Source organism: Acinetobacter sp. ANC_7512, from assembly GCF_056779935.1.
The window spans coordinates 108,623-121,410 of the sequence record NZ_JBWYIX010000003.1 but is presented as its reverse complement, the minus strand read 5'-3'; the positions used below and the strand labels follow the sequence as shown (position 1 = coordinate 121,410).

The 12,788-nt window shown below is 40.1% G+C and carries 11 protein-coding genes; 7 read left to right on the top strand and 4 right to left on the bottom strand.

Annotation, left to right across the window (positions count from 1 at the left end; genetic code table 11):
• Window positions 1-272: 272 nt before the first annotated feature.
• From rutA to AC1M9H_RS04375, 6 genes are all read left to right on the top strand, one after another.
• Window positions 273-1,385 (top strand): pyrimidine utilization protein A, encoded by a 1,113-nt coding sequence (gene rutA / locus AC1M9H_RS04400; protein ID WP_481612840.1) that lies wholly within the window; start codon window positions 273-275, stop codon window positions 1,383-1,385.
• Window positions 1,382-2,131, top strand: a complete 750-nt coding sequence (gene rutB / locus AC1M9H_RS04395) for a pyrimidine utilization protein B (RefSeq protein ID WP_481612839.1) — start codon at window positions 1,382-1,384, stop codon at window positions 2,129-2,131. Before rutA ends, rutB begins: the two co-directional genes overlap by 4 nt.
• A gap of 33 nt (window positions 2,132-2,164) precedes the next feature.
• Window positions 2,165-2,545, top strand: coding sequence for a pyrimidine utilization protein C (gene rutC, locus AC1M9H_RS04390; protein ID WP_035265663.1), 381 nt, complete (start codon window positions 2,165-2,167; stop codon window positions 2,543-2,545).
• A 70-nt stretch (window positions 2,546-2,615) separates the two neighbouring features.
• Window positions 2,616-3,155: an NADH-dependent FMN reductase RutF gene (rutF, locus tag AC1M9H_RS04385; protein WP_257219888.1), complete on the top strand. Its 540-nt coding sequence runs from the start codon at window positions 2,616-2,618 to the stop codon at window positions 3,153-3,155.
• A gap of 28 nt (window positions 3,156-3,183) precedes the next feature.
• Window positions 3,184-4,554 carry a pyrimidine utilization transport protein G gene (gene rutG / locus AC1M9H_RS04380; RefSeq protein WP_481612838.1) on the top strand — a complete coding sequence of 457 codons (1,371 nt, stop codon included), beginning with the start codon at window positions 3,184-3,186 and terminating at the stop codon, window positions 4,552-4,554.
• Between the two features lie 13 nt (window positions 4,555-4,567).
• The gene (locus AC1M9H_RS04375) at window positions 4,568-5,434 is read left to right on the top strand and encodes an NAD(P)-dependent oxidoreductase (RefSeq protein WP_481612837.1); all 867 of its coding nucleotides are present in this window, start codon (window positions 4,568-4,570) and stop codon (window positions 5,432-5,434) included.
• A gap of 71 nt (window positions 5,435-5,505) precedes the next feature.
• On the opposite strand, the gene AC1M9H_RS04370 is transcribed toward AC1M9H_RS04375, so the two are convergent.
• The 4 genes from AC1M9H_RS04370 to lipA all read right to left on the bottom strand — a co-directional run bounded on the left by AC1M9H_RS04370 (window position 5,506) and on the right by lipA (window position 11,150).
• A complete protein-coding gene (locus AC1M9H_RS04370) occupies window positions 5,506-5,889 on the bottom strand; it encodes a carboxymuconolactone decarboxylase family protein (RefSeq protein WP_481612836.1) in 384 nt (127 codons plus the stop codon).
• 50 nt (window positions 5,890-5,939) lie between these two features.
• Complete coding sequence (locus AC1M9H_RS04365; RefSeq protein ID WP_481588487.1) at window positions 5,940-7,121, bottom strand: thiolase family protein; 1,182 nt, start codon at window positions 7,119-7,121, stop codon at window positions 5,940-5,942.
• A gap of 258 nt (window positions 7,122-7,379) precedes the next feature.
• Window positions 7,380-9,854 carry an acyl-CoA dehydrogenase gene (locus AC1M9H_RS04360; RefSeq protein ID WP_481612835.1) on the bottom strand — a complete coding sequence of 825 codons (2,475 nt, stop codon included), beginning with the start codon at window positions 9,852-9,854 and terminating at the stop codon, window positions 7,380-7,382.
• Between the two features lie 282 nt (window positions 9,855-10,136).
• On the bottom strand, window positions 10,137-11,150 hold the full coding sequence (gene lipA / locus AC1M9H_RS04355) for a lipoyl synthase (RefSeq protein ID WP_035265671.1): 1,014 nt from the start codon (window positions 11,148-11,150) through the stop codon (window positions 10,137-10,139).
• Window positions 11,151-11,360: 210 nt separating this feature from the next.
• Here lipA and sthA point away from each other — a divergent pair, with 210 nt between their 5' ends.
• The gene (sthA, locus tag AC1M9H_RS04350; protein WP_035265673.1) at window positions 11,361-12,776 is read left to right on the top strand and encodes a Si-specific NAD(P)(+) transhydrogenase; all 1,416 of its coding nucleotides are present in this window, start codon (window positions 11,361-11,363) and stop codon (window positions 12,774-12,776) included.
• The last annotated feature ends 12 nt before the right edge of the window (window positions 12,777-12,788 follow it).

Here is a 12,788-nt window from a genome sequence, read left to right as displayed (position 1 = left end):
AAAACCACGATTGAGATCGTGGTTTTTTAATTATTTTACCAAGTGGTATTTTTTGGAACATCTTGTGCACTTTTTTATGACGTTGTTTAGGAGTAATGGGTATTGGGATTATGTGATTAATTTATCATAAGGTAAAATAGAAAATCATTAAGTTTTTGTAATATATAATAAAATAATAATTGGCACATCATTTGCTAAATATCTAATACAAGTTCGAAAGCTTAATCCTACTAAATCAAATTTGACTGATCGTTAAATTAGGAGTGTTAGATATGAAAATTGGTGTCTTTTGTCCGATCGGAAATAATGGCTGGTTACTCTCAGAAAATGCTCCTCAATACAAACCAAGTTTTGAGTTAAATAAAAAAATTGTCCAACGCGCAGAGCATTACGGTTTTGACTTTGCATTGTCTATGATTAAGCTGCGTGGTTTCGGGGGTAAAACTGAGTTTTGGGATCACAACCTTGAAACTTTTACGCTTATGGCGGGTCTTGCTGCAGTCACCAGCAAAATAAAAATTTATGCAACAGCTGCGACGCTAGTGATGCCGCCTGCCATAGTTGCACGCATGGCATCTACGATTGATTCAATTTCGAATGGTCGTTTCGGCCTAAATGTCGTCACAGGTTGGCAAGCGCCAGAATATACTCAAATGGGCATGTGGCCCGGTGATGAATATTTTGGAAAGCGTTACGAATACTTATCTGAATACGTACAAATTCTGCGTGAATTATGGGCAACAGGTAAATCTGATTTTAAAGGTGACCATTTCCAAATGGATGATTGCCGAGTTAGCCCACGCCCGCAAGCAGAGATGAAAATTATCTGCGCTGGTCAATCGGATACAGGTTTGGAATTTTCTGCTCAACACGCTGATTACAATTTTGTTTTTGGTAAAGGGCTAAATACACCAACAGCATATGCAGAAATCAATGATCGTTTAAAAGCAAAAACAGATATTACGGGTCGTGATGTTCAAACCTACGTTTTGTTCATGATTATCGCTGCTGAAACAGACGAAGAAGCGATGGCGAAGTGGCAACATTACAACGATGGTGCTGATATTGAAGCAATCAACTGGTTAATGAATCAAGGCGGAAAAGATACTCAATCTGGTGCGGATACTAATATTCGTCAAATGGCTTCATCAGTATCACCAGTCAACATCAATATGGGAACGTTGGTGGGTTCTTACGAAACTATCGCAAAAATGCTAGATGAGATTAGTGAGGTGAAAGGAACTGAAGGCATTTTACTGACATTTGATGATTTTGTTGAAGGTGTTGAAAGTTTTGGACAACGGATTCAGCCGCTTATGAAATGTCGTGAACATGTTGTGGTTGAAGGAATGAGTTCAGAACCTGTGTTGGAGAAAATCGCATGAATCATTTAGAAAATACCGTTGAAGCTGGATTTACTGCACAAGCGGGTACGGGTGTAAAACTCAAAGCCGAACCGGAAAATATTGTGCTTGCACCAGAGCAAACAGCATTAATCGTGATTGATATGCAAAATGCGTATACGTCAAAAGGTGGTTATTTAGATCTTGCTGGGTTTGATGTGTCGACGACAAAACCTGTGGTTGAAAATATTAAAAAGGCAGTTTCTGCAGCACATGATGCTGGTATTCAAGTGATCTATTTCAAAAACGGTTGGGATAATCAATATCGTGAAGCAGGTGGTATTGATTCACCAAACTTTCACAAATCAAATGCACTGAAGACCATGCGTAAGCGTCCTGAGCTACAAGGCAAATTGTTAGCAAAAGGGGATTGGGATTTTGAGTTGATTGATGAGTTGGTGCCAGCTCCTCAAGATATTGTGATTGAAAAGCCTCGTTATAGTGGATTCTTTAACACAGCGCTAGACAGCATGCTCAGAGTGCGTGGAATTCGTAATTTGGTTTTTGTTGGTATCGCGACCAATGTATGTGTTGAATCGACGCTCAGAGATGGCTTCTTTCTAGAATATTTTGGCGTGGCTTTAGACGATGCCTGTCATCAAGCAGGGCCAAAAGAAGCCCATGTCGCAAGTATGTACAACATAAAAACCTTCTTTGGATGGGTGTCGGATACAGAAAGTTTTGTCAGTAGTTTTACAGATCAACTAACACTCGCTGAAAGCGCATAAATATTTATAGATTCTAAAATTAGGAAATAAGTCATGTCAAAAGAAGTCATTATTCCAGTGGGTTCAGGTAAGCCACTCGCACCGTATTCGCCAGCAACTAAAGCAGACAACATTGTCTATGTTTCAGGCACTTTGCCTTTTGATGAAAACAACAATGTAGTTCATGTTGGAGACGTAGCAGCACAGACACGCCATGTCCTTGAAACAATAAAGAAGGTCATCGAAACTGCTGGCGGAACAATGTCTGACATTACTTTCAATCATATTTTTCTGACAGATTGGGCAAACTACGCTGCAATGAATGAAGTATATGCCGAATATTTTCCGAATGCAGAACCAGCTCGTTATTGTGTTCAAACAGGATTAGTCAAACCTGATGCACTCATCGAAATTGCTTCGATTGCTCATGTTTAATTTGAAAGCTTTCATCACCCTATTATGAGTCCCTCACTGACTGTTTAGGCGATGAGGGATGGAGAACACTATGAATGCAAATGTGAAATCAATCAATTTACCCGAGGCAGTGAGTGCCACACTCAACATTGACCAACAGGTTTTTAGACAAGGAATGTCGAATTTAGGTGCAGCTGTCAATGTCATTACTACAGCTGGTCTAGCAGGAAAAGCTGGCTTCACAGCTTCAGCTGTATGTAGTGTGACAGATACGCCACCAACATTGCTGGTATGTCTAAATCGATCAGCATCAGTATTTGAAACATTTAAAAGTAATCAGGTTTTGTGTGTCAATACTTTAAGCAGTAGTCAAAAGCATTTATCGAATGTGTTTGGGGGTAAAACTCCAATGGCAGAACGTTTCGAAAAGGGGGACTGGTCAACATTAGTCACAGGTGCACCTATTTTAGAAGGTGCGCTAGTGAGTTTTGATTGTGAAGTCGTACAAAGTTTATCGGTAGGCAGTCATGATGTTTTGTTCTGCCATGTAAAGGGGATGAAACAGCAAGCGGGTGAAAAAGCCCTCATGTATTTTAACCGAGCATATTGCGAGCCAGTTCCAATGGTCTAAAACAGCATGCTTGATCAGGAGAAGGTCGATGAGCACAAAAGAAACATGGTTTCCAAAATTTAAACCTTTCCAAGGAAATCTAGACACGACCGCAGTTCAAGTAGATGAGTACTTGCCGCCAGGTAAAAGTATGGTATTGGGGCTGCAGCATGCATTTGCAATGTTTGGAGCAACAGTACTTGCCCCTTTACTGATGGGTTTCGATCCGAATCTTACAATGTTTATTACGGGTATTGGGACAATATTATTTTTCCTAATGACTGGGGGGCGTATGCCGAGCTATTTAGGCTCGAGCTTCGCTTTCATTGGAGCAGTCATTGCAGTCACTGGTTATACCGGTGTTGGCTTAAATCCAAACTTAGGCTTAGCACTTGGCGGTACCATTGCATGCGGTATTTTGTACGCCTTGATCGGTTTGATCGTGATGAAAACTGGCACAGCATGGATTGAAAAATTGATGCCACCAATTGTGACTGGAGCAATTGTGATGATCATTGGTTTGCATTTAGCGCCAGTGGCGATCAAAAGTGTCTCTGCTAATCAGTTTGATTCATGGATGGCTCTAATCACGATTATTTGTATTAGTGTAATCGCCGTATTTACTAAGGGCATGATCCGTAGATTATTATTGCTCATTGGCTTAGTGGCTTCTTACTTTATTTATTTTTTACTCACCAATGTTTTGGGTTTTGGTACAGCGATCGATTTTACTAAAGTCAGTGAGGCAGCTTGGTTCGGTTTACCTACTTTTCATGCGCCAGTGTTTGAATTTAATGCCATGCTGCTTATTGCTCCCGTAGCGATCATCTTAGTTGCAGAGAATCTAGGACATTTCAAAGCAGTATCTGCAATGACTGGACGTAATCTTTCACCATATATGGGACGAGGTTTCTTTGCAGATGGTGTATGTACGACCTTGTCTGCATCAGTGGGTGGAACAGGAATGACGACATATGCTGAGAACATTGGTGTGATGGCGGTAACCAAAATTTATGTGACCACCATATTTTTATTTGCTGGCGTATTTGCAATTTTGCTAGGTCTATCACCAAAATTTGGCGCGGTTATTAGTACGATTCCTGTCGCATTATTAGGGGGAGCTTCGATTGTTGTTTTCGGTCTGATTACAGTGGCCGGTGCTAAAATTTGGGTGGACAACCGCGTAGATTTTACCAAAAACAGTACTCTGTTGATTGCTGCTGTCACCTTAATTATGGGGACAGGCAATTATAGTTTACAAATTGGGAATTTTGATTTGGGTGGAATAGGGACTGCAACATTAGCGGCTATTTTATTGAATCTTTTCTTAAATCGCGAAGATAAGAATGCGCAAACAGTAGAGCTCGAAAACAAACCGCATTCAGCAGAAGCAACGGCACTCCCTAACACTCAAATTTAAGGTGAAATTAAAAATGAAAATTGCATTTATCGGTTTAGGTGCTATGGGATGGCACATGGCGAGCCATTTACCAAAACTAGGATTTGAAGTTTTAGTTTGGAACCGTAATTTTGAAAAAGCAGAAGAACATGCACAAACATTTGGTACTAAAGCGACCTCTGTCGATCAAGCAGTGAAAGCAGATTTTATTTTCACTTGCTTACCCACCAGTGCAGATGTCGAACAGCTTATTGCTCAAAATCCTCCGGTCAAGGGGAGCGTATGGATCGACTGTACCAGTGGTGTACCTATAAGTGCTTTAAAACTTGCAAATCAGTTGAAATTTAATGGTGTTGAATATTTAGATGCCCCCGTTTCTGGGCAAACTATAGGCGCTGAAAAAGGGACATTGACGGTAATGGTTGGGGGTGATGTCGATGCTTATAAGCGTGCAAAACCGATTATTCAGGCATTTGCAGGATTAATTGAATATGTCGGGGAGAGTGGTTCTGGATTTGCTGTTAAAGCAGTGAATAACACGTTGATGGCAACCCATCTATGGGCACTCGCAGAAGGATTGACGGTATTAAAGTCAAAAGGAGTAGATTTGAATAGTGCATTGAATTGTATTAATCATTCTAGTGGTAAAAGTTCAATGTCTGAAAATATTATGGCGCAACGTGTTCTGAGTCGTGCGTTTCCAAAAACCTTTGCCTTAGCTCTTTTACAAAAGGATATAGGAATTGCGACTGAACTAATTCAAGAGCAAGCGTTGAATTTGCCAGCGATGCAACTTATACAAAATCAGTATATGCAAATTGAAAAAGTGAAAGCTCAAGATTCTGACTTTTCAGCTGTGGTTCAGGTGCTTGAACATCAATCTAAAATTGAATTAAGTTAAATCTAGCGTCCAAATACCTTAAATACCGCTTAATGTAGATTAAGCGGTTTATCTATGAATGCTCAATGAGATTAGCTTTGTTGATATTCATTAATGACTTCTAACGCGGCTCTAAATGCTTCTTGTGTAGCTGGAGCACCACAGTACGGCAAGCTGTGCAAAAGAACCTCTTGGATTTCCTCAACAGTTGCGCCGTTATTTAAAGCACCATGTACATGACCTTTAAGTTCTGTTGGGCTTTTTTGGGCTGTTAAAAATGCAATCGTGATTAACGAACGATACTTGCGTGGTAAAACGCCTTCACGTTGCCAAGTTGAACCCCATGCATGCTCATTAATCCAATCTTGAAGTGGTTGAGTAAATGGAACTGTATTGTCTTGTGCACGTTTGACAAAAGTTTCTCCCATCACTTCTGTACGAACTTTTAAACCATTTTCATAATCTTGTTTTGACATTTTTTTCCTCATAAAAAAAGCGCATCTTGAGATGCGCTATAGCATAAATATTAAGCTGGGATTTCAATCGCAATCGCAGTTGCTTCTCCACCACCAATGCAAAGTGCGGCAACACCTTTTGTTTTACCTAAGCGTTTTAATGCATGGATGAGAGTCAAAATAATTCGTGAACCTGATGACCCCAATGGATGTCCGAGTGCACAAGCTCCACCGTGGATATTCACTTTTTCAGGATCTAAATGAAAAGCATCGATCGCTGCCATGGTCACCATCGCAAACGCTTCATTAATTTCCCACAAATCCACGTCTTCAACAGTCCAGCCCGCTTTGTTTAATACTTTTTCTATTGCACCAACAGGTGCGATGGTAAATTCTGATGGGTGTTGAGAGTGCGTTGCGTAAGCTTTAATCGTTGCTAAAGTTGAAAGTCCCTTTGCTGTTGCGAGTTCAGCAGAAGTCACTAAAAATGCTGATGCACCATCACTAATTGAACTGGCATTGGCTGCAGTAATTGTACCGTCTTTAGCAAATGCTGGGCGTAGCGTAGGAATTTTATCAATTTTTGCTGTAAATGGATTTTCATCTTGGGCAACGATGACATCGCCTTTACGTGAACTTACTGTAACAGGGGTGATTTCATCTTTGAAATAATTATTTTGAATCGCATTCTGAGCACGAGTTAAGGAGCGAATCGCGAAATCGTCTTGTTGTTCACGTGTGTAGTTTTTCTTATCTGCCATTTCTTGAGCAAGAATACCCATTGAATAGCCAGTTTCAGCATCTTCCAAACCTTCTTGGAACATGTGATCAATCACTTTGCCATGTCCCATACGGTAACCTGCGCGTGCTTTGTCCATGAGATAAGGTGCATTCGACATGGATTCCATTCCGCCAGCGACAATAATATTTGCCGAGCCAGCTTTAATGGCATCTGCAGCTTGCATCACGGCTTTCATGCCAGACCCACAGATTTTATTGATCGTTGTTGCACCTACATGATCTGGTACACCTGCAATTCGCATCGCTTGACGAGCAGGACCTTGTTTTAATCCCGCAGGTAAAACACAGCCCATAATCACTTCATCTAGTTGGTCTGCAGCAAGCTTAGATTGGTCAAGTACGGCTTTAATGACTTCAGCACCAAGTTGCGGGGCTGTTAAGCTTGAAAGTCCTCCCTGAAAGCTACCCATAGCGGTACGGCTACCTGCAACTAATACGATTTCTTGACTCATAGCGTTGATCCTTGTCCTGTAGTTTATATGATTCAAATGCGTGTCAATTTCATATGTTCAAAATTTAATGACAGCTATTTTATTAGTTGTAATCACATTATCATAAAAAATGAATAAAGATTCATTATTTTGTTTTCATTTAATTTCGCTTATTTTGATGTTGTTTTCTATAACACCATAGTGGAATGAAATATAAAAAGTGGAATGAAAAATAAAAAACGACCCTTTAGGATCGTTTTTTCAGAAGCAATTGAGTGACTAGTATTGTGTAGATTTTGACAACACCTGAGCGTGAGGGTTCTCAAGTTCTAAACTCTGGTTAAGTTCAGTATCGAAAACATCGGTCAACATACTGTCAAAACGTTTAGCGTTATACGTAAGTAACTGATCTGCTTCAGCCTGAGTGATGAACTTGTCATTAAGAGCAGACTCAATGTGCTCTTCAAAAGTCAGACCTGTAAATTGGCCTTTGGATTCAGCCTTTTTAAACTTATTCCATAATTCCTCAATTTGAAGCAACATTTGGAATGTAGACTCCATGCGCCCATTGACATCATCGGGATCAGTACTATAGAAGACATGTTTTTTTAATTCATTGCGAAAAGCATTTTCCTGAAGAATTAGTTCACCTAATTTAAGTTTCAAGGCATCCGATGGTTGAGTAATAGGACGACCAAAAGGGAAACAAATAAGTTTGACTAAACTTGCGGCAATTTTTACAGGGAAGTTATCAAACAGACCATAGAACGCTTCTTGAGATGCATATAATGCTTTCTCAAGTGCGAGTTTAGCATGCAGTTGTTCAGCTTCAGTACGTTGACCATTTTCATAAAATTTAAGAATTGCAGTCGCAATAAATAAGTGTGAATGCATATCTGCCAATCGTCCAGACAGCATTTCTTTGCGTTTGATATCACCTGCAAGGAGGCCTAAGCACATATCTGCGACTAAGGCAAAATTAGCACTCAAACGATTAATGGTTTTGTAGTAGGGGCGACTGAAATCATCAGCCTTTACTGAGCCTTCTGTTGATCCGCCTATAAAACCATAAGCAAATGATTTAGCGGTTCGATTAAATGTATAACCCAAATGCTTATAAAGAATGTCATTAAAATCTTTTAATGCTGCATTTTTATTTTCGGCTTGTAAAAGTTGTAATTCTTCAAATAAATAGGGATGACAACGCATCGAACCTTGACCAAAAATCATCAGTGAACGACTCAGAATATTGGCACCCTCAACAGTAATCGAAACAGGGATCGCTTGGTACATGAGCGCCAAGAAGTTACGAGGACCCATTTGAATAGCACGCCCGCCCACAATGTCCATACTATGATTAACAATCTTACGCATGGTCTCAGTTGCGTAGTATTTTGCCATTGCAGTCATGACTGCAGGTTTACCCCCTTGGTTTAGGCCACAAGTCACTAGGTAACGGAATGCTTCAAGCATATAGGTATCGCTAGCGATATCACTTGAAACCTCTTGAACACCTTCGAATTTACCGACTGAAATTTTGAATTGTTGACGGACACGAGCAAAGGCGCCGACATTTAAATAACACATTTCACCTGCAGCTGTTGATAGTGCTGGAAGAGAAATACCGCGGCCAACTGCCAGACATTCCATCAGCATACGCCAGCCTTTACCTGCATTTTCTACACCACCAATAATCCAATCCAGCGGAATGAAGACATCTTTACCATCCACGGTACCATTCATAAATGGTGAACCTGGATTATGGCGTGCTCCTACAATCACACCTTCATGATCAGCTGGTAATAGGGCACATGTGATTCCGTATTCAGTTTTGTTTTTATCACCTAGTAAACCTTCAGGGTCATATAATTTGAAAGCTAAACCGACCACCGTAGCAACAGGGGCAAGTGTAATCCAACGTTTGGAAAAATTCATTTTTAGGCCAAGAACTTCTTGTCCTTCAAATTGACCATAACAAACCACACCTGTGTCAGGAATTGCACCTGCATCTGAACCTGCTTCAGGGCTTGTTAAACCGAAACATGGAATCTCTTCACCTTTTGCTAAACCTGGTAAATAACGATTCTTCTGATCTTCAGTACCATAGTGTAAGAGTAATTCTCCTGGACCTAAAGAGTTAGGCACCATACAACTGACAGCAGTGGTAAGTGAGCGTGAGGCAATCTTACTCATGATACGGCTTTGCGCAAATGAGCTGAATTGTTTACCGCCGTATTCTTTAGGGATAATTAAACCCAGAAAACCTTTGGATTTAATAAATGACCAAACTTCTTCAGGGAGGTCTTTACGATGATGGTGAATATCCCATTCATCCAGCATCTGGCAGAGCTGTTCGACTTCATGATCGATAAATGATTGTTCTTCTTCAGACAGCCTTGGGGACGGATACTGATCAAATTTCTTCCAGTCTGGTGCCCCCATAAATAACTCTTTTTCCCACCAACTGGTTCCTGCATCCAATGCTTCACGCTCCGTACTACTCATTGTTGGCATTGCATTGGCTAGAGCTTTATAGGCAGGTTGTGTAATAAATTTCATCCTTAACGTATCAATACTGACAATCAATGAAATTAGGATAAAAGGAATACCGAGTATCAGCGACCAAGGGCTGATCAACGCGACTAAAATAGATACGACTGTGAGTGTGATAGCCCCAGAAGTTCTTGAGAATTCGAAATAAAAAATAGCCCAGAGTGTTATAAATAGAATAATTAAACTGAGTATAAAAAACATTATGAACTGCTCCATTTATGATTTGGTCATGGAGCCAATACCCACAGTAAATTTAATCAAAGCACAAACATCAGATCTACAGCGATATTGGATCATGAAATGTGAAACGAAAGCGTTGAGTTCTAAAACGGACGCATATTAATACTTATATTGGATAAGATTGTTTGAAAAATATTCAAAATTCAAGCTGAAGAGAGATAAGAAATGTGTCAATAAGTAATTGAGAATTATAAAAACCACAAACAAAAAAGCCCTCATACGAGGGCTTTAAAGTAAGAAGAATTATGCTTCGATTGTTTGAACAGTAATTTTCTTTGCAGGATCAGCTTTACGACGAACTGCTGGTACTGGTTCGCCATAGTATTGACGATCAGCAAAATAACTTGAACGTACCATTGGTGCAGCCCAAATATTTTTAAAGCCTAATTTTTGCCCATGTGCTGTATAGCGTTCGAACTCTTCAGGTGTGACGAAGCGATCAATTGGTGCATGTTCTTTCGATGGTTGTAAATATTGACCAATTGTTACGTAGTCAACATCGTGTGCTTTGAGGTCATCAAGAAGTGCGAGAACTTCTTCTTCAGTTTCGCCAATACCTACCATCAAGCCACATTTAGTTGGAATATCTGGGCAGTATTCTTTAAACATTTTAAGAAGATTTAAGGAATGTTGATAGTCTGAACCTGGACGCATTGCTTTGTATAAACGTGGTACGGTTTCAATGTTGTGGTTAAACACATCTGGAGGACATTCCGTCATGATGCGTAATGCAACATCCATACGACCACGGAAATCAGGTACTAAAATTTCCAATAATGTATTAGGACTTAAAGCACGCGCTTCTTTAATACAATCAACAAAGTGTTGCGCTCCACCATCGAGTAGATCATCACGGTCTACAGATGTTATAACAGCGTATTTCAAACCTAAGTTTGCAATTGTCTCAGCCATGTGGCGTGGTTCATCTGGGTCTAATGCATTCGGACGACCATGTGCCACATCACAAAATGGGCAACGACGTGTACAAATGTCACCCATAATCATGAAAGTTGCTGTACCACCACCAAAACATTCAGGAAGATTTGGACATGCAGCTTCTTCACACACTGTATGTAATTTTTGTTCACGTAAAGTTGATTTAATGCGTTGAACCTCTTCTGGTGCAGCCATTTTGACGCGAATCCAGTCTGGTTTACGAGGTGCTTCAACCGTAGGAATCACTTTTACAGGAATACGTGCGACTTTCTCAGCGCCACGAAGTTTTTCACCCTGTACTGGTTTACGGTTTTCTGACATATTCAACGATTCCACTAATGTGTGACGGGAGGAAATATTAAAAATAGGTCTCTTATTATAGCGAATTTATGCATAAATTGGGCAAAAACGATATTCATAAAATAAATGTGGCTATCAAGCAATATATGGTATTGAAATACAGCAAATGTGTGCATTTTCAGTCATAATATAAGTTAGATAAATGAAGAGATAATTGTATAGGAGCATTGAATGCCGCGTAAGAAAGAGGTCGTGAGTGGAACCTTTGTCAAATATGATGCAGTCGTTTTAGGTTCAGGCCCTGCTGGTGAAGGTGCGGCAATGAAACTTGCCAAATCAGGCAAGCGCGTTGCAGTAGTTGATATGCGTGAACAACTTGGTGGTAACTGTACGCATGTAGGAACTATTCCAAGTAAAGCTTTACGTCAAACGGTTTCTAGCATTATCCGTTATCAACGTGATCCAATGTTCCAAAAAGTGGGTGATTGGAAACAATTCACCATGAAGCAAGTGCTTCGTAATGCGCATAAAGTGATCCAACAGCAAGTGGATACACACTCGCGTTTTTACGACCGTAACCGCATTGATATTTTCCACGGTCGTGCTTATATCCAAGATCAAAATACGGTGGTGATTTTCACGCCTGAAGGTGTGAAAGAAACGATTATTTTTAAACAGTTGGTGATTGCGACAGGTAGTCGTCCATATCGTCCTTCAATTTTAGATTTCAATCACCCACGTGTGTTTGATTCTGACAAAATCTTAGACCTAGATTTTTCAATTCAAAAAATCATTATTTATGGCGCTGGTGTCATTGGCTGTGAATATGCATCTATCTTTATTGGCTTAGATCACAAAGTTGATTTGATTAATACTCAGCATAAATTACTGAGCTATTTAGATGACGAAATTGCTGATGCATTGTCATATCACTTACGTGAACAAGGTGTATTGATTCGCCACAATGAGCAGATTGATCACTTAGAAACATTTGATGATCATGTGGTGTTGCATCTTGAAAGTGGCAAGAAAATTAAAGCTGATGCAATTCTATGGTGTAATGGTCGATCTGGTAATACAGATGGTCTTGGCTTGGAAAATGTTGGCATCAAACCAAACAGCCGCGGACAACTATCAGTGAACGAGCAGTATCAAACTGAGGTTGAAAATATTTATGCTGCGGGTGACGTAATTGGTTGGCCGTCTCTAGCTTCAGCTGCATATGACCAAGGTCGCTGTGCTGGCGCGATTATGAGTGGTGAACAAGGTATCCAACCCGTAGTTGATATTCCTACTGGTATTTATACCATTCCAGAGATTTCATCAATTGGTAAAACTGAGCAGGAATTAACTGAAGAAAAAATTCCTTATGAAGTTGGTCAGGCGTCTTTCCGTCACCTTGCTCGTGCACAAATCACGGGTGATACAGTGGGTGAGTTAAAGATTTTGTTCCATCGCGAAACCTTAGAAATTTTAGGTGTGCATTGCTTCGGTAATAATGCTTCTGAAATTATTCATATTGGTCAAGCCGTGATGAATAGTCCGAACAACACCATCAAGTATTTTGTTGAGACAACGTTTAACTACCCAACGATGGCTGAAGCTTATCGCGTAGCAACGTTAAACGGGATGAATCGCTTGTTCTAAGGCAACGTGATG